This window comes from Actinacidiphila glaucinigra (assembly GCF_900188405.1).
Taxonomy (GTDB): domain Bacteria; phylum Actinomycetota; class Actinomycetes; order Streptomycetales; family Streptomycetaceae; genus Actinacidiphila; species Actinacidiphila glaucinigra.
Genome location: NZ_FZOF01000017.1, coordinates 128492 through 147026, shown reverse-complemented (window position 1 = coordinate 147026; position 18535 = coordinate 128492). Strand labels below are relative to the sequence as shown.

The window sequence follows — 18535 nt, the reverse complement described above, 5'->3', positions numbered from 1 at the left end:
CCCTGGCCGGACCGTCGCAGGTGAGTGCGTTCCTGCTCGTTTTCTCATGCTACGTCCGGAACCGGGATCCGGCCGGGGCGCCGTTTGAGGCCGTCAGCGGTGGCAACGCGACCCATGGGGGGTGTGTTCGCCGGCGGCCGGCTCCGGAGGCTGTCAGGGAGGCTGTGATGGAAGTCGTGGAAGAGGATCCCTACCGTTTCCGCATCGCCCGGCGCGCGCGGATGCGGGTGCCCGGCGTCGTGTTCGCCTCGCGCGACCTGCTGAGCCACGCTGAGAAGGCCCTTGAGCAGGTCGTCAACGTGGCGGCGCTGCCGGGCATCGTCGGAGCCTCGTACGCCATGCCCGACGTCCACTGGGGCTACGGCTTCCCCATCGGAGGGGTGGCCGCGACCGACGTCGCCGACGGCGGCGTGGTCTCACCGGGCGGGGTGGGCTTCGACATCTCCTGCGGCGTACGGCTGCTGGCCGCCGACTGCGACCGCACGGCCATCGGCCCCGCCCTGCCCGCGATCATGGACGGACTGGGCCAGGACACGCCGCGCGGCGCGGTCACCGGAGCCGTCTGGCACCTGGGCAGCGACCGCCTGCTGGAACGCGTGCTGGCGGGCGGGTCCCGCTACGCCGTGGAGGAGGGCCACGGCGAGGACGGCGACCTGCGCCGCTGCGAGGACGACGGCGCGGTGGCCGACGCGGACACCGGCCAGGTCGGCGCACGCGCCCGCGAACGCGGCCTCGGGCAGGTCGGCAGCCTCGGCTCCGGCAACCACTTCCTGGAGGTCCAGGAGGTCGCCGAGGTCTACGACGAGCCGGTCGCCGCCGCCTTCGGCCTCGCGCTCGGCCAGGTCTGCGTGATGATCCACTGCGGTTCCCGGGGCCTGGGCCACCAGATCTGCTCCGACCACGTGCGGGCGATGGACCGCGCGATGCGGCGGTACGGCATCGAGGTCCCCGACCGGCAGCTCGCCTGCGCCCCCGTCGACTCGCCCGAGGGCCGCGCCTACCTCGGCGCGATGGCCGCCGCCGCCAACTACGCCCGGGCCAACCGCCAACTGCTGGGCGAGCTGTCCCGCCGCGTCTTCCGCCGCGAGGCGGGCGTCCGTCTCACCCTCGTCTACGACGTGTCCCACAACCTGGCCAAGATAGAGGAGCACGAGGTGGACGCGACGCCGCGCACCCTGTGCGTCCACCGCAAGGGCGCCACCCGGGCGCTCCCGCCCGGCCATCCGGACCTGCCCGCCGACCTTCGCGGCGTCGGCCAGCCCGTGCTCATCCCCGGCACCATGGGCACCTGCTCGTACGTCCTCACCGGAGTCCCCCGAGGCGAGGCCTTCCACTCGACCTGCCACGGGGCCGGCCGGGAGAAGAGCCGGCACCAGGCCGCGCGCGGGGTCAGCGGCAGGGAGCTGCGGTCGCGGCTGGAGGCCCGCGGGATCGCCGTGCGCGCCTCGTCCTGGCGCGGGCTCGCCGAGGAGACGCCGGAGGCGTACAAGGACGTCTCGGCGGTGGTCGAGGCCAGCGAGGGCGCCGGACTGTGCCGCAGGGTCGTCCGCCTGGTGCCTCTCGGCGTGGTGAAGGGGTAGCCGCGCCCTGCGAGACGGGCGGTCAGACGTCGACCGTCGCCGCGCAGGTCCACCCGTACGGGCCCGGGGCCAGGTGGAGCTCGCCCAGCGAGACGGCCTTCGGTACCGCGCCGACGACCTCGACCGACCCGACGTCGGCCACCGCCATCCGTACGTCCAGCCCGCCGCCGTCGTCGTCCGACTCGGCCTCGACGTCGACGGGCACCTCCCCGTGCACCTCGAGCCGGTAGATGACCTCGTCGAGGAGGTCGGCCAGCAGATCGTCGTCGGCGGCCTCCGCCACCGGAACCCGCCGTACGCACGCGGGCCGCACCCCGGCGACGTCCGCGAAGCACTCGACCAGCCCCATCACCGCCTCGACCAGGCACTGCTCCCTGGTCGGCCCCCACGCCTCGATCCGCACATCGGCGGTGTGCGGCACCGTACGGTGCCCGCCCGCCTCCGCCCCGCCGCCGCCGTAGGTCTCGTCCACCATGAGGAACGCCTGCCCGGTTCCGGCGGCCTCAAGGGTCCGGCGGCCCGGCGTCAGCTCTTGACGGCCCGCAGGACCACGAACTTCGGATTCGACGCGACGACCTCGCAGTTCCCGAAGAGCCGCCGCAGGCGCACGTGGTAGCCGAGGTGCCGGTTGCCGACGACCAGCAGTTCACCCCCGGACCGCAGCGCGGACCGGGCGGTGACGAACATGCGCTGGGCGGTCGCGGCGGTGACCGCCTGGTGGGAGTGGAACGGCGGGTTGTTGAGGACGAGGTCGGCCCCCTCGGGCCGGACGGCGGCCACGGCGTCGGCGGCGTCCCCGACGAGGAACCGGGCCCTGCCCCCGGGGCCGGCGTTGTCGCGGAAGGTCTCCTCGGCGGAGGCGACCGCCTGGTGCGACTCGTCGACGAACAGCACGTCGCTGTCGGGATTGGCCAGGGCGACCGCGGTGCCGACCACACCGTTGCCGCAGCCCAGGTCGACCACGCGGTCCGGGCCCTTGCGGACCGGCAGGTGCTCGAGCAGGAAGCGGGTGCCGATGTCGAGGTGGTCGGCGCAGAACACTCCCGCGTGGTTGGTGACGGTACGGCCGGACAACGGCCCGATGCCGTCCGGCAGCGCGTACCGCAGCGGCCACGGGTTGGGCCCGCCGTCCGCCGCCGGATCGGGGGTGCTGAAGATCAGCCGCGCCTTGCGCACGGCCAGCGAGGTCCGGGTCGGCCCGACGATCCGCTCGAACAGCCGCAGCGTGGACGTGTGGATCTCGGTGACCATCCCCGTCCCCAGGACGACGGTGCCCGGGTGGAGCGCGGGCGCCAGCCGGTGCAGCTGGTCCTCCAGGAAGGCGAGGCTCTTCGGCACCCGGACCAGCAGCACGTCGATGCGGGCGGGCGGCTCGTCGCGCGTGGTCAGCAGCCGCACCTCGGCGTCCGGCACATTGCGCCGCAGGTTCGCGCGCGTGGCCTGCTGCCCGAGGTGGGAGTCCGTGATCTGCACGGGACGGTGCGCGGCCAGCGCCGTCGCCAGCGCCCCCCAGCGGTCGCCCAGGACGACGGTCGTGCCCGCCAGGTCCGTACCCGTCTCAGCGAGGTGCCGCAGAAGGTAGTCGTCCGCGGCGTCCCACGCACGCAGCGTCTCCCGCGGCTCCGCGGGGAATCGGGTCAGTTCGAGTGCGCCCCACGGCGTGCTGAAGAGGTTCATCGCCCCTCAGGGTACGGGCTGCCGGCAGTGCCCCAGGCTGCGGGTTTCCGGGGCCGCAGGCCGCGACGAAGCGGGTCGGGGGCCGTCGCAGCAGGTTGGGGAAGTCCCGCAGACCCCGCGCGACGCGGACGGGCTCCGGCTCGTCAAGGCTCCGGCTCCTGTCATGCGCCACGGACACCCCGTGCGGTCGGTGGGTGCGCGTGGCAGCGACGCACCCCCGGCGCGATGAGGTCAGCCCTGGGCGGCGTTCTGGATCACCTCGGCGAACGTGGTGACATCCTTGGCCGGGGGTGCCTTGATGGCGGAGGTCCGGCCGTAGCCGGAGTACGCGATGGTCAGCTCAGCAGGGCCCTCGGCGGTCTTGCCGGACTCCACGACCTTGACCGCGAGGTCGCCGGCGCCGATCCACGCCTCGATGTCGACGGTGTTCCTGAAGCCGGTGGCGTGCAGTTCGTCGACGTAGGCGTCGCGCTCACCCTTGCTGACGAGCTCCAGGACAGCGGTGTCCGCGGCAAGCTTCTCGATGTCCACGGTGCCCGTGTAGTGGGTCGCCGCGGCGCCGGCCACCTGCTCCTCGCCGACCGCGGCGAGGTCCGCCGCCGTGGACAGGGCGGCAAGCACCGTGGCGGGACCGTGCGGCAGGTCCTTGGCCGGGTTGTCCTCCGCGGAGGAGCCCTCGAGCCTCAGCCACTTCTTGCCGCCCGCGGCCTCGAGCAACACCCCTTCGACCGGGAGGTACACGTCGCCTTCCGCCATCGTCAGGTGCACCTTGCCGTCCGGGCCCGCCATGTCCCGCAGGTCGGGGTGGGAAGCGGCGTCCATGCTCACCTCGGCCGCTTCGGCGCCCTTCTTCCAGCTCAGCGTGCCCTCGGACTTGGTGGTGCCCACCTCTGTGTCGACGGATTCGACGGCGACCTTCGCGGACCCCTGCTGCCCCACCGCTTTGGCGCCGCTGCGCACCGCGTCGACGAGGGAGGCCCTCTTCTCCACCGACATGGCGGAGACCTGCGTCGACGCGGCCTTCGGCGCCACCTTGGCGGAGTCACCACAGGCCGCGAGACCGAGTGCGAGTGTGCCGGTCGCAGCCGTCATCGCCACAAGGCGACGCATGTGCATGAGAAGTTCCCCCCAGGGAGGCAAAGATTCGTACAACGATCAATGGCCTTGGACCATACAACAATCGATGAACGCGTAAACGATCAGGGCACGGCTCGAACGGAGCGCCATGGGCGCCCACCTACGACCTCGACCCGGAGTCCGCGGACGAACCGGGGGCCAGGAGCACCGCGTTCCCCGCGATCGCCACCGGCGTCCACGGCTACCAGGCGGAGGAAGCGGCGCGGATCGCCGTCTCCGTCCTCAGGGGCCGCAGACCGGTGTCCGGTGGATCAGGCTCGTGGCCTTCGACCGCACGACCCACGATCTGCTCACCGCCGCGCTCGAGGCGGGCCCCGGCGGGCACGAGGCACCACGCCGCCGGGCGCCGCCCCGCGGAGTGACGGTCTGTGCCCCCGTGTCAGCGCTCTGCGACCGCACGGATGCCCGGAGTTGCGGCGCCGAATCGCCGAGGGACGATGGAAAGGCGGCCGGCACGGTCCCTTGCGACCGCGTACGCCGCCCCATGAACGGAAACCCCGGCAGGAGGCCCGCCATGCCCGAATCCCCGTCCAGGGCGCCCGTCCTGGAGCCCGCGGCCAAGGAACTGGCGGACGCCAGCGCACCCCACCCGCGCATCTACGAGGTCCCGCCGGAGAGCGGCCGCGGGATCCTCGACGACCTGCAGGCGGGGGAGGGCGTGCCCAAGCCCGCAGTGGACGAGGAATGGGTGACCGTCGACGCCGGAGAGTACGGCAGCGTCCGGGCCCGCATCATCCGCCCCGAAGGGGCCACGCAGACCCTCCCGGTGGTGTTCTACATCCATGGCGCGGGATGGGTGTTCGGCGACGAGAACACCCACGACCGGCTCGTGCGCGAACTCGCCGTCGGCACGAACGCCGCCGTGGTCTTCCCGGTCTACGACCTGGCCCCCGAGGCGAAGTACCCCACCCAGATCGAGCAGAACTACGCGGTCGGAAAGTGGATCCTGCGCAACGGCGAGGACCGGGGGCTCGACGCGTCGCGCCTGGCCGTGTGCGGAGACTCGGTCGGCGGCAACATGTCGGCCGTCTTCGCCCTGATGGCCAAGGACCGCGGCGACATCGACGTGGCGGCCCAGGTGCTCCTCTACCCGGTGACCGACGCGGACTTCGACACGCCCTCCTACCGGCAGTTCGCCGAGGGCTACTACCTCACCCGCGACGGGATGAAGTGGTTCTGGGACGCCTACACCAGCGACCCCGGGCAGCGCGCCGAGGTCTACGCGTCCCCGCTGCGGGCCGGCGTCGAGCAGTTGCGCGGCCTGCCCACCACGCTGGTCATCACCGACGAGGCCGACGTGCTGCGCGACGAGGGAGAGGCCTACGCCGCCAAGCTGCGCGAGGCGGGCGTGGACGTCACCGCGGTCAGGGTGCTCGGCATGGTGCACGACTTCCTCATGCTCGACAGCCTCCGCGACTCCAAGGCGACCGTCGTCGCCCGCACGCTGGCCGTCGAGGCCCTGCAGCGGGCCCTGCACCCCTGAGGCGGCGTCGCCTCGTCGCCTCAGGCGATCGTGATCCGGTAGCGCAGCACCGCATCCGCCCCGGCCTCCCGGGGCCCTGCGGGTTCGAGGGCGCCGCCGTTGCGCTCGATCGTCAGTGCGGAGGCGGTGTTGGAGGCCTCGCAGACCACGAGCACGTGCTCCAGCCCGAGCCGGCGCGCCTCGTCGAGCATCCGCCCCAGGGCCCAGGTGGCCAGTCCACGGCGGCGCGAGGACGGCCGGATGCCGTAGCCGACGTGGCCGAACCGCAGCACGTAGTCGTCGGGTCCCAGCCGCAGGGCGACGCCGCCGTGCACACGGTCGCCCTCGACGATCCAGCGGTACGTACACGTGCGGCCCGCCGCCACGGCCTCCGGACCGGACTGCTCGGCCAGCGACGTCACCCAGGCCGCGAATCCGTCCGGCGATCCGACCTCGTCGGACGGCCCCAGCCCGAATCCGTCCTCGTGCCGGCCGGGACCCCACTCGTCGTGGGCCTCGAGCCAGGCGGAGCGCAGACGGACGGTGGGCGCGACCAGTTCGGGCATGCGGCGACGATACCGATGCGTCGCCGTGGGCCCGAAAATCGGGTGTGTGTACGGGCGGGGCACTGCTAATTTCCATGACGTGCCGAAGCTCAATCAGATCATCGCCGTGGAAAAGGGCGTCAAGTCCAAGTCCCTCCAGGAACTGACCCAGGCCCATCACGACGTCCAGAAGCCCGCGCTGCTCGCCGGGATCTCGCGGACGTACCAGCCCAAGGACGAGGAGGGCGAGCAACTGCCGCCGGAGTCCACCCGGGTCCAGGTGAAGGCCGAGGACGTCCTGCACGCGGTCGGGGGGACCCTGACGCGGCTCTTCGACGTGACGGCGACCAAGGACTGGGCCAACCGGACCGCCGCCGCGGACGTGGTGGTGGACGGGCGGGTGCTGCTCGCGCAGGTCCCCGTCCCGTACCTGCTGTTCCTGGAGAAGCAGCTCACCGACCTGCACACCTTCGTGCGCAAGCTGCCCGTCCTCGACGCGTCGGAGTCGTGGAACCCGGACCCGTCGACGGACTGCTGGAAGACCGACCCGGTCCGGACGATCCGCACCAGGAAGGTGCCGCGCAACCACGTGAAGGCCGAGGCCACGGAGAAGCACCCGGCGCAGGTCGAGGTGTACTACGAGGACGTGCCCGTGGGGTACTGGACGACCGTGAAGTTCTCCGGCGCGCTGCCGGCGCGCCGAGTGAACGAGCTGCTCGGCAGGGTCGAGAAGCTGCAGCAGGCCGTCAAGTTCGCCCGCGAGGAGGCCAACGGCGCGGACGTCACCGACCAGCGCGTGGGGGAGGCGGTCTTCGGTTACCTGTTCGGGTAGCCTCATCAACGCCCCCCGTGAGAGCGGGGGGTGCGCCGAGAGCGCAAGCTGAAACTGACGTTGAAGCTGAACAGGGGTATCAGTGGGGGTTCGAGTCCCTCCCCCGGCATCACAGGCCGGGGTGGCCCAAAGGGTAGAGGCAGCCCCGTGAATCTCAGACTCTCGCTCCAGTCTCAGCATTCGCCGCCGAACGCCGGATCGACCGAGCGCGGACGATCATCGACGGATGGGGGTTCAATTCCCCTCTGCGCCTCTTCCGTGGCGCGGTAGTTCAAAGGTAGAACACGTCGATCTCAGAATGATCCGCGGCTCTTAAACGCCGCCGGTGTGCGCAATTGGGTGGCACCTCAGGAGCCCGGGCAGCTGGATACCGCTCCCGGGCTCCGTCACGTCGCCGTTCACCCGGCCGGTGCGCGGTGCATGACGGCTCCCGGAATCCCTTGAGCGCACGGGTTCAGCGACGTCCCCAGGCGAGCAAGGCCGCATGCGGCAGCGTGAGCATGCCGTCCGCGTCGGTGAACTCCTCGCTGAACCTGCGGAAGTGTGTCTCGATCGCGGACCGTGTTCCCGTGGGCTGGCTCTGCACGAGGTGTCCGGAGAACGCCACGCCGGCGGCGGGACCGCTCCACCATTGCTCGACGGTGGTCCGGTGGTCCCACCGGAGCGTCTCGCACATGGTCTCCCGCAAGCCGGCCGAGCGGAGGAGATCGGTCAGGCCCTCTTCGTCACGTGGGAAGTCCTCCTCGGGCGCGATAGCCGGCAAATGGGCCGGCCGAACAGCGTCGGCGGCTCGGATCGCACGGCCGAGCAGGTCCTGGCCTGCCGCGGGGGGGACCGGCCAGATCGTGAGTGCGATCCAGCCGTCCGGCCGCACCACGCGTCGCAGTTCGGCCACCGCGCGCCGGGGTCGACCCACGTGGTTGAGGACGAAGTTGGAGGTGACGGAGTCGAATTCACCGTCACCGAAGGGAAGCTCGGGCAAGGTGGCGACCTGGAAGTCGATCGCTGCTGCCGCCCCGCGGGCGAGTTCGACCATGCTGGGTTCCGCGTCGACGGCCGTCACGGCCGCACCCCGGGTGGCCGCGGCAAGGGCGACCGTCCCGGGACCCGTTCCCACGTCGAGCACCCGTACGTCCGGACGCACCTGCGCGACGTCCAGCAATCGCGGCACCGGATGAGCGCACAGCGCGGCGTACGAACGCGCGTAAGCCGTAGCTCGACCTGCCCAGATATGTCGTTCGCTCTGATCGAAGCCTGTCACTGCCGTGGCACCTCTCATGTGTGTGCGGGGAGAGGGTACCGGCAGCGCGTAAGACGAGGTGGCCAACGACTTCCTGGAGGCTGAACCCGTCGACGGTGTGGGCAACGGCAATCTGTCCTGGACGCGGCGAGGCGCTCAGAGTCCTGGCCGGGGCCGGGAGCGGCCGGGACGGCAACGGGGAGGCGGAGGGGGGAAGGGCGGTGCCGGTACGTGCGTGGGGGCTTGTGGAACCGTGGTGCGCGACAACGTTGTCAACTTGAACCGAGCATGACTATACCGGCCCTGGAGGCAACGTTGTCAAGGGAGTTGACGTGCAGCCGAGGCGGTCTTCCGGGACGCCGGTGGGGCGCGTTACTGTCCCCGCGGCTTGTGTGATCCGTGGCGCGCGACCCGTCCGTGAGAAGAAGGGCCGCGTCATGCGCTTGCGTCCGACGTCCGTGCTGCTGGCCGCCGTCCTGGCGGTCGGCGGCGCCACTCCCGCCCTCGCGGCGCCCGCCGCGCCGCCACCCGACCTCGTGCAGGACCCCACCTCCTACGTCGACCCCCTGATCGGCACCAAGAACGGCGGCAACGTCTTCCCCGGCGCCGTCGTGCCGCAGGGCATGCTGTCCTGGAGCCCCGAGACCACCGGCGGCGACGCCACCCGCACCACGGCGCCCGGCGGTTACCACTACGACGCCACCCGCGTCCGGGGCTTCAGCCTCACCCACATGTCGGGCACCGGCTGCGCGGGTGGCAGCGGCGACATCCCGTTCCTCCCGTTCGCCGGGGAGGTCACCACCTCGCCCGCCGCGGACACCAAGGACGCCGTCTACGCCGCCGACTTCAAGCACGCCGACGAGACCGCCGAGCCCGGCCGCTACAAGGTCGGTCTGTCCTCCGGCGTCACCGCGGACCTGACGGCCACCACGCGCACGGGCTCCGGCCGCTTCACCTTTCCCGCGGACAAGCCCGCCTCCCTGCTGATCCGCACCGCCAACTCCGAGGTCGGGTCGACGGACTCGACCGTGTCCATCGACCCGAAGACCCGTACCGTCTCCGGCTCCGTCACCTCCGGGAACTTCTGCGGCTATCTCGATCCGGAGGGCCGCCGCTCCTACTACACCCTGTACTTCACCGCCCGCTTCGACCGCTCCTTCAAGGCGACCGGCACCTGGCAGGACGACAAGGTGACCCCCGGTTCCACCAGCGCCTCCGGCGGCACCGGCGGCTTCGCCGACGGCGGGAACCCGGTCGCGGGCAAGGGCGCCGGCGGCTGGGTGGAGTTCGCGCCCGGCGGCGGACCGGTGAACGTCAAGGTCGGCATCTCGTACGTCAGCCAGGCCGGCGCCGAGGCCAACCTCGCCGCTGAGAACCCCCGGCACCGCTCCTTCGACGCCGTACGGGACGCGGCCCGCCGCGCGTGGCGCGAGCGGCTGGGCGCGATCAAGGTGGGCGGCGGTACGGACGCCGAGCGCACCACCTTCTACACCGCGCTCTACCACGCGATGATGCACCCCAACGTCATCAGCGACAGCGACCGCAGATACCGGGGCAGCGACGGTGAGGTCCACACGGTCGCCCGCGGCCACCAGGCCCAGTACGGCACCTTCTCCGGCTGGGACGTCTACCGCTCCCAGGTCCAGTTGCTCACCCTGCTGAGCCCGCGCACCGGCTCCGACATCGCGCAGTCGCTGTACGAGTTCGCCCGCCAGAACGGCGGCGTCTGGGACCGCTGGCTGCACGGCGCCTCCGGGACGCACGTCATGAACGGCGACCCGTCGCCCGCCGCCCTCGCCGGGATCCGGGCCTTCGGCGGCACGGACTTCGACCTGCGCGGCGCACTCGACTCCCTGGTGAAGGCGGCGACCGTGCCGACCGAGCGGGACCTCTCGCCGGCGGGCAAGCCCATCCTCTCCGTGGGCCAGCGCCCCTCCCTGGACAAGTACCTGAAGCTGCACTACATGCCGTCCGTGTCCAACGCCTGGGGCGGCGCCGCCGAGACCCTGGAGATGTCGGGCGCCGACTTCGCCCTCTCCCAGCTCGCCACGGCCGCCGGGGACAAGCGCACCGCCGCCGACTTCGCCCGGCGCTCCCAGTGGTGGCAGAACAACTTCAACCTCGCGGCCGACCCGAGCGGCGGCTACATCGCCAACCGCGCGGCCGACGGCAGCTGGGTCACCGGCTTCACCCCGGCCACGGGCAACGGCTTCGTGGAGGGCACGGCCGCCCAGTACACCTGGATGGTGCAGCACGATCCGGCCGGGCTGTTCGCCGCCATGGGCGGACGCGACGAGGCCCTCGACCGGCTGGACGCCTTCTTCCGCAAGGCCGACGGCAGCTGGGCGTTCACCGGCAGCGGCGGCGAGAAGTCGGAGATGGACAACGAGCCGTCCATCAACGTGCCGTACCTCTACGCCTATGCCGGCAAGCCCTACAAGACGCAGGAGACGGTGCGGGCCGCGATGGGCGCCCTGTGGTCCACGCAGCCGGGCGGTATCCCCGGCAACGACGACCTCGGCGCGATGTCCTCCTGGTACGTCTTCTCGGCGCTCGGCATGTACCCGCAGGTGCCCTCCCGCGCCGAACTCGTCCTGGGCTCCCCGCTGTTCCCGCGGATCGAGATCGACCGCCCCGCCGGGAACGACATCTCGATCCGCGCCGCGGGCGCGGCGGCCGACGCTCCGTACGTCCGGTCGCTGAAGGTCGACGGCCGCACCAGCGACCGGCCGTGGCTGCCCGCCTCCTTCGTCGAGGACGGCGGCCGGCTCGACTACACGCTGTCGGGCACGCCGGACCGCACCTGGGGAGCGGACGCGGCCGACGCGCCGCCGTCCTTCCGGGAGGGCGAGCAGCCGTACCAGGTCGGCGTCGGCCCCACCACGGCGACGATCGCCCCGGGCGGCGGCACCAAGGTCGGTATCCGCGCCCTGTCGCTGCGTGGCGGTCAGGCACCGCGGGTGAGCTTCCGCGTGGAGGTGCCCGACGGCGTCACGGCGTCCCCCGCGGAGGGGACGTTCACGGACGGCTCCCAGGAGATCACCCTGTCCACGGCCGGGGACGTCAAGCAGGGCTTCTACGACGCCAAGGTCGCGGTGAGCTACGGGGACACGTCGTACGAGCAGCCGGTGTCCCTGACGGTGGCCGCTCCCGGCTCCCTCATCGCGGCGTACAACAGCACCGGCATCTCGGACGACTCCGGTGACCACGACGAGGCGGACTACGACGGCGGCGGCTGGAGCTACTCCCGTCAGGCCCTCGCCGAGGCGGGCCTGACCGGCGGCACGCAGGGCACGGTCACCGAAGGCCTCGCCTTCACCTGGCCGGAATCCCCGGCCGGCCGTCCCGACAACGCCTCCGCGACCGGCCAGACAATCGAACTGGCCGCTCCCGCCTCGCGGTTGTCCTTCGTCGGCAGCGCCGTCAACGGCGACCAGCAGACGACGGCGACGGTCACCTACGACGACGGCAGCACCGGCGCCGTCGACCTGTCCTTCACCGACTGGACGGTGGGAGGTGGCGGCGGCAGCGTCCGCTTCGGCAACGAGGTCGTCGCCAAGACCGCGTACCGGAACGTGGCGGGCGCCGACAAGGACCCGGTGGCCACGTACGTCTTCGCCACCAAGCCCTTCGCCGCGCCGGACGGCAAGACCATCACGAGCGTGAAGCTCCCGGCCAACACGGACCTCCACGTCTTCACCCTCGCGGTGGACTGACCCGGACGACCCCAGGGGCGGGCGCGGAGCGATTCCGCGCCCGCCCTTCGTGTTGTCCGCAGCGGCCCGCCGGATAAGCGCCGAATAAGGTGGCGCAGGTCATAGAGGGAATTCTCGGAGACCTGGAACCCTTTTTCTCGAATTCCGTCCGACAATGCGCATTGCCAATTCTTTGTGCGCGGATTGCCTGGTATGGATGCAGGCTGCAGGAGGATATTTACCGAGCCGTTGGGCGATGGCCACCCATTGTTCGAGAGCCCCCCACCGACTCGATTGAAGGCCCTGCTCACACGGTGGGCCGGACGAAGGAGAAAGCACGTTGGGCCGTTACCTACTGCGCCGCCTCGGCAACTACGCAATCCTGGTGTTCATCGCGGCCAGCGCGACGTACTTTCTCGCCTCCTTCACCCTCCACCCCGACATCAACTACCTGTCGAAGAATCCCCGGCCGCCGCTGCACTCGATCTACACGATCCTGCACGGCTACAACCTCGACCCGCACACACCCGTGTGCCTCCGCTATTGGCGCTGGCTGACCGGGATCGTGCTGCACGGAGACTTCGGCAGGACCTACGACGGCGCGTCCGTCAACACCGAGCTGGGCCGCCGCGTCCTGGTGAGCACCGAGCTGCTCTTCGTCGCGACCGTCCTGGGCGCCGTCGGCGGCGTCGCGGTGGGCGCCTGGAACGCGCTGCGGCAGTACCGGCCGTCCGACCGGGTGTCCACGATCCTCTCCTACGTCCTGCTGGCCACCCCGGTCGTGGTGATCGCGGTCGGACTGCGGACCCTGGACACCGCCGGTGACGGGCCGCTGGTGCAGTACATCGGGATGTACGACCCGAAGGTGCACGGCACCCTGCCGGTCGTCCTCAACAACCTCGAACACCTCGTGCTGCCGACCCTGACCCTGCTGCTGGCCCAGATCCCGTTCTTCAGCCGCTACCAGCGCAGCACCATGCTCGACGTCCTGGGCAGCGACTTCCTGCGGACGGCCCGGGCCAAGGGGCTACGGCGCCGTCAGGCGGTCCTGCGGCACGGACTGCGCACCGCGGTCATCCCGGTGATGCCGCTGGTGGTCTACAACGTCGTGCTGCTCTTCACCGGCGCCACCTTCACCGAGGAGATCTACGGCTGGCACGGCATGGGGGAGTGGCTGGTCGACTCCATCACCAGCAACGACGTCAACGCGGTCGCCGCCGTGGCGATCTTCACCGCCGGCATCGTCCTGATCGCGGGACTGCTCTCCGACCTCGTCTACGCGGCGCTCGACCCACGGGTCCGCACCTGAGAAGGCCCACGTCGCCCCAGGTCGACGCACGTGAACCCAGGTGAACGACCGGATCGCCCGACTCGAGGAGTTTCCCCCATGACCACCCCCGCAAGCGCCACCGGGACGGCGGCGCCACCCCGGAGCAGGAGCCGCGGCGCGCTCGTCCTCGTCCGCTTCGCCCGCAACCGGCTGGCCCTGGTGGGCATCGCCCTGGTCGTCGCCCTGGTACTGCTGGCGTACGCCGTACCGCCGTTCCTGCACTGGACGTACCACGACAACGACTTCGCCAGCCTGGACACCGGCCCCGGCGCCGCGCACTGGTTCGGCACCACCCACTCGGGCCAGGACCTGTTCGCGCTCACCCTGAGGGGCCTGCAGAAGTCACTGGTGGTCGGACTCGTCGGGGGGCCGCTCACCACGCTGATCGCCGCGGTGGTGGGAGCCTCGGCCGGCTACTTCGGGGGCTGGACCGACCGGGTCCTGATGTGGTTCCTCGACCTGATGCTGGTGATCCCGGCGTTCCTGCTGCTCGCGGTGCTCTCACCGGCGTTCCAGCACGGCACCTGGCTGTTCTTCGTGATCCTGCTCGCGGCGTTCGGCTGGATGATCACCGGCCGGGTGGTGCGCAGCATGACCCAGACCCTGCGGGAACGGGAGTACGTGCTCGCCGCGCGCTACATGGGCGTGCACCCGCTGGTCGTCATCTTCCGCCACATCCTCCCCAACGCGGCGTCGATCCTCATCATCGACGCGACCGTCCAGGTGGGGGCGATCGTGCTCGGCGAGACCTCGCTGTCCTACTTCGGGTTCGGCATCCAGGCGCCCGACGTCTCGCTCGGCACCCTCATCGCCGCCGGAACTCCGGACGCCAACACCTCCCCGTGGCTGTTCTTCTTCCCCGCCGCCTTCCTCGTCCTGATCGGCCTCTCCGTCGCGTTCATCGGTGACGGACTGCGGGACGCCTTCGACCCGACGGCGCGCGGAGCGAAGTCCCGGAGGCGCGCCCGCCCGGCGGTGCCCCGGTCCCGCCACGCGCGGACCGCGCGGACCGCGCGGAACCCGCGCCGCAAGCCCACAGCCGCGGTCGTCCCGGCGGCAGCGACCCAGGAAGGAGTCACCCCATGACCCACCCCACCGCCGTCCTCGGCGTCCCCACCTCCCGGCCGGCCGCCGGCAGCCCGGTCCTGACCGTGAGCGACCTGCGGGTGTCCTTCCCCGGCGAGGCCGGACGGGTGCACGCGGTCCGCGGTGTGGACTTCACGCTCCACGCCGGCGAGACCCTCGCCGTCGTCGGCGAGTCCGGCTCGGGCAAGTCCGTCACCGCCACCGCCGTGCTCGGACTGCTCCCGGACGACGCCGAGGTCAGCGGCTCCGTACGGCTCGGGGACCGCGAGCTGCTCGGGCTGTCGGACCGGCGGATGTCCGCCATCCGCGGCCGTGACATCGGCATGGTCTTCCAGGACCCGCTGTCCGCGCTCACCCCCGTCTTCTCCGTCGGCACCCAGCTGGTGGAGGCCCTGCGGATCCACCAGGACCTCACCGCCGCCCAGGCCCGCGAACGGGCCCTGGAACTGCTGGACCTGGTGGGCATCCCCGACCCGAGGCGGCGCGTCGACGCCTTCCCGCACGAGTTCTCCGGCGGCATGCGCCAGCGGGCGATGATCGCCATGGCCATCGCCAACGACCCCGAGGTGATCATCGCCGACGAGCCCACCACGGCGCTCGACGTCACCATCCAGGCGCAGGTGCTGGAGGTCCTGAGGAAGGCTCAGGAGGTCACCGGAGCGGCCATCCTCATGATCACCCACGACCTCGGGGTGGTGGCCGGGATGGCAGACCGGGTGGTCGTCATGTACGCCGGCAAACCGGTGGAGACCGGGACGGCCGACGAGCTGTTCGCCACGCCCCGCATGCCCTACACCATCGGCCTGCTCGGCTCGGTGCCGCGGCTGGACGCCGGGGACCGCACGGCCCTGACCCCCATCGAGGGCACGCCGCCGTCGATGGTGGACCTGCCGGCCGGCTGTCCCTTCGCGGCGCGCTGCCCGGTGGCCGTGGACCGCTGTCGTACCGAGGAGCCCGCTCTGCGCGCCGTCACGACGGGAGCCGCGCACGCCACGGCCTGCCATCGCGCGCAGGAGATCGACGCGCCCGGCGGGATCCCGTCGCCGGGCATGTTCCCCACCCCCGCATCCCCGCGCCGCCCCGGCGGGCTCCCGCGCGCCGAGCGGCCCGAGGTCCTGCGGGTCACCAACCTCACCAAGCACTTCCCGCTCCTCAGGGGCTCGGTGTTCAAGCACCGCGTGGGCACGGTGCGGGCCGTCGACGGCGTGGACTTCGACATCCGCGAGGGCGAGACGCTCGCGCTGGTCGGCGAGTCCGGCTGCGGCAAGACCACCACCATGCTGCAGATCCTCGACCTCGCGGGCCGGCGCGCCGGCAGCGTGGCCGTCCTCGGCAAGGACGTCGGGCGGCTGGACGGCAGGGGACGGCGGGAGCTGCGCAGGGACCTGCAGGTGGTGTTCCAGGACCCGATGGCGTCACTGGACTCGCGCATGCCGGTCGGCGACATCCTGGCCGAGCCGCTGCGCACCCACGGCTGGGACCGGGCGCGCATCGCCGGGCGCGTCCCCGAACTGCTCCGCCTCGTCGGGCTGCTGCCCGAGCACGCCGAGCGCTACCCCGCCGAGTTCTCCGGCGGGCAGCGGCAGCGGATCGGCATCGCCCGGGCGCTCGCCCTGGACCCCAAGCTGATCGTGCTGGACGAGCCGGTGTCCGCGCTGGACGTCTCGATCCAGGCCGGAGTGATCAACCTGCTCGACGAGCTGCAGGCCGAACTCGGCCTGAGCTACCTGTTCATCGCGCACGACCTGTCGGTCATCCGGCACATCGCGGACCGCGTCGCCGTCATGTACCTCGGCCGCATCGTCGAGGCCGGCGACGTGGAGGACGTGTTCGCCCGCCCCGCCCACCCGTACACCCAGGCCCTGCTGTCGGCCGTACCGCTGCCCGACCCCCGCAAGGAGCGGCAGCGCCGCCGGATCATCCTGCAGGGCGACCTCCCCAGCCCCGCGGACACCCCCTCGGGCTGCCGGTTCCGCACCCGCTGCCCCAAGTACCGCGACCTCGCGCCGGCCGAGTCCGGGCGGTGCGACACCGAGGACCCCGCCGCCGGGGTCCTCGGTGAGGACCACAGCGCCGCCTGCCACTTCGCGGCCGCCCTGGAGGTCCTGTGACGCGCCCACGGCCCGTGGGACATCCACGGCCCGTGCCGCGTTCCCGGCCGCCCCGCGCGGCGGGCACCCCACCCACGGAACCCACAAGGAGAGTCCCGTTGAACCGAAAGTCCGTAAGGCTGGCCACGGCAGTCGTGGTGTCCGCGGGTCTCCTCGCCGGCGCCACCGCGTGCGGCGCAGGCAAGGGCGACGCGAACTCGTCGGCGCCGAAGGCCCCGCCCAAGGCGACGCTCAACCAGATCAACCCCGTCGACCCCGCGAGCCTGCGGCAGGGCGGCACGCTCAACTTCCCCGTCGACGAGTACGCCACCCAGTGGAACAGCCTCAACGCGGCCTCGCAGAACACCGTCGCCGTGACCACGACGATGGCCCCGCTGCTGCCGGCACTCTTCCACAGCACCCCCGACAACAAGCGGACCCCCAACCCGGACTACCTCAGCAAGGTGGCCACCGCCGTCAAGCACGGCAGGCAGGTCACGACCTATGTGATCAACCCCAGGGCACGGTGGTCCGACGGCACCCCCATCACCTGGAAGGACTTCCGGGCGGACTGGCAGGCCCAGAACGGGAGGAACCCCGAGTACACGCCCGTCAGCACCTCCGGCTACGAGCAGATCGCCTCGGTCGCGCAGGGGAGCGACGCACGGCAAGTCGTCGTCACCTACGCCACACCGTTCTCCGAGTGGCAGACGCTGTTCTCGCCGCTGTACCCGGCGTCGCAGATCGACACCCCGGGGAAGTTCGACACCAGTTACAAGAACCGCATCCCCGTCACCGCCGGCCCGTTCAAGGTCAGCAGGATGGACCCGACGACCAAGGTCGTCTCCGAGGTCCGCGACCCCCACTGGTGGGGGTCGAAGCCGGTGCTCGACGGCATCAACTTCCGCACCCTGGACGCCGCTTCGACACCCGGGGCCTTCGCCTCGGGCGAGATCGACGTCGAGGACATCGGGCCCGACGTGGCCGCCTACAAGCAGGCGCAGAAGGTGCCGCACACCTCCATCCGCGTGGCGGGCGCCCCCAACCTCCGGCAGATGGTCGTCAACGGCCGGAGTCCGCTGCTGAAGGACGTCAGGGTCCGGCGGGCCCTGTTCACGGCACTGGACCGCCAGGCCATCGGCAAGGCCGACCTCAACGGCCTGCCCTTCCCGGCCAAGCCCCTCGACAACCACTTCCTCGTCAACAACGACGTCGCCTACCGCGACAACGCGGGCTCCCTCGGCCGCTACGACCCCGCCGGGGCGGGGCGGCAACTGGACGCCGCGGGCTGGCGTATGCAGGGCGGCGTCCGCGAGAAGGACGGCAAACCGCTGGAGCTGACGCTGACCATCCCGTCGGGCACGCCCATCGCCGCCAACGAGGCGCAGCTGTTCACGGCGATGCTCAAGAACGTGGGCGTCAAGCTCGACACCAAGGTCAAGCCGAGCGACGACTTCTTCAACGACGTCAGCGCCGGCAAGTTCGACCTCACGCTGTTCAGCGGCATCGGCTCCGTGCCGTTCTTCCCGCTGACCAACGGCGCGGCGACCTTCGTCTCCCCGAAGCACGGGAACATCGGCCAGAACTACGCGCGCATCGGCACCGCCGCCATCGACGCCGACATGCACAAGGCCGGCACCGAGGTAGACCACGCCGCCTATCTCGCCGACCTCGACGCCGCCGACGCCGGACTGTGGAAGCTGGCCGCCGACCTGCCGCTCTACCAGCGCCCGCAGATCGTCGCGGCCAAGTCCGACGTGGCCAACTACGGCGCCTTCGGGTTCCAGGACACCGACTGGACCCGGATCGGATTCACCGGGTAACCACCCCTGAACCGCGGCGCGGGAGGACGACCCCCTCC

13 protein-coding genes and 1 pseudogene are annotated in these 18535 nt (G+C 71.6%); 9 read left to right on the top strand and 5 right to left on the bottom strand.

What is annotated here, in order from left to right:
• Positions 1–167: 167 nt before the first annotated feature.
• Positions 168–1580, top strand: coding sequence for an RtcB family protein (locus CHF15_RS28045; RefSeq protein ID WP_089226667.1), 1413 nt, complete (start codon positions 168–170; stop codon positions 1578–1580).
• 22 nt (positions 1581–1602) lie between these two features.
• On the opposite strand, the gene CHF15_RS28040 is transcribed toward CHF15_RS28045, so the two are convergent.
• From CHF15_RS28040 to CHF15_RS28030, 3 genes are all read right to left on the bottom strand, one after another.
• Complete coding sequence (locus tag CHF15_RS28040; RefSeq protein WP_089226666.1) at positions 1603–2055, bottom strand: archease; 453 nt, start codon at positions 2053–2055, stop codon at positions 1603–1605.
• Positions 2056–2105: 50 nt separating this feature from the next.
• A complete protein-coding gene (locus CHF15_RS28035) occupies positions 2106–3257 on the bottom strand; it encodes a methyltransferase (protein WP_089226665.1) in 1152 nt (383 codons plus the stop codon).
• Positions 3258–3488: 231 nt separating this feature from the next.
• A complete protein-coding gene (locus CHF15_RS28030; RefSeq protein WP_089226664.1) occupies positions 3489–4349 on the bottom strand; it encodes a hypothetical protein in 861 nt (286 codons plus the stop codon).
• A gap of 176 nt (positions 4350–4525) precedes the next feature.
• Between CHF15_RS28030 and CHF15_RS46745 the strand changes: the two are divergent.
• Positions 4526–4756: pseudogene (locus CHF15_RS46745) on the top strand (hypothetical protein); the annotation flags it as partial.
• Between the two features lie 152 nt (positions 4757–4908).
• On the top strand, positions 4909–5877 hold the full coding sequence (locus tag CHF15_RS28025; RefSeq protein ID WP_089226663.1) for an alpha/beta hydrolase: 969 nt from the start codon (positions 4909–4911) through the stop codon (positions 5875–5877).
• Positions 5878–5897: 20 nt separating this feature from the next.
• On the opposite strand, the gene CHF15_RS28020 is transcribed toward CHF15_RS28025, so the two are convergent.
• Positions 5898–6422: a GNAT family N-acetyltransferase gene (locus tag CHF15_RS28020; RefSeq protein WP_089226662.1), complete on the bottom strand. Its 525-nt coding sequence runs from the start codon at positions 6420–6422 to the stop codon at positions 5898–5900.
• Between the two features lie 79 nt (positions 6423–6501).
• On the opposite strand from CHF15_RS28020, the gene CHF15_RS28015 reads away from it, so the two are divergent.
• Positions 6502–7233, top strand: coding sequence for a DUF7873 family protein (locus tag CHF15_RS28015; RefSeq protein WP_089226661.1), 732 nt, complete (start codon positions 6502–6504; stop codon positions 7231–7233).
• Between the two features lie 454 nt (positions 7234–7687).
• Here the strand turns inward: CHF15_RS28015 and CHF15_RS28010 are convergent, their stop codons facing one another.
• Entirely contained in the window at positions 7688–8512 is an 825-nt protein-coding gene (locus tag CHF15_RS28010; RefSeq protein ID WP_179279994.1) for a class I SAM-dependent methyltransferase, read from the bottom strand.
• Between the two features lie 398 nt (positions 8513–8910).
• Between CHF15_RS28010 and CHF15_RS28005 the strand changes: the two genes are divergently transcribed.
• From CHF15_RS28005 to CHF15_RS27985, 5 genes are all read left to right on the top strand, one after another.
• Positions 8911–12189: a GH92 family glycosyl hydrolase gene (locus CHF15_RS28005; protein WP_089226659.1), complete on the top strand. Its 3279-nt coding sequence runs from the start codon at positions 8911–8913 to the stop codon at positions 12187–12189.
• 319 nt (positions 12190–12508) lie between these two features.
• Complete coding sequence (locus tag CHF15_RS28000; RefSeq protein ID WP_089226658.1) at positions 12509–13477, top strand: ABC transporter permease; 969 nt, start codon at positions 12509–12511, stop codon at positions 13475–13477.
• Between the two features lie 78 nt (positions 13478–13555).
• Positions 13556–14584 (top strand): ABC transporter permease, encoded by a 1029-nt coding sequence (locus CHF15_RS27995; RefSeq protein WP_089226657.1) that lies wholly within the window; start codon positions 13556–13558, stop codon positions 14582–14584.
• Entirely contained in the window at positions 14581–16695 is a 2115-nt protein-coding gene (locus CHF15_RS27990) for an ABC transporter ATP-binding protein (protein ID WP_089226656.1), read from the top strand. The genes CHF15_RS27995 and CHF15_RS27990 overlap by 4 nt, the downstream gene beginning before the upstream one ends.
• A 98-nt stretch (positions 16696–16793) precedes the next feature.
• Positions 16794–18497, top strand: coding sequence for an ABC transporter family substrate-binding protein (locus CHF15_RS27985; RefSeq protein ID WP_143681646.1), 1704 nt, complete (start codon positions 16794–16796; stop codon positions 18495–18497).
• Positions 18498–18535: the final 38 nt, after the last annotated feature.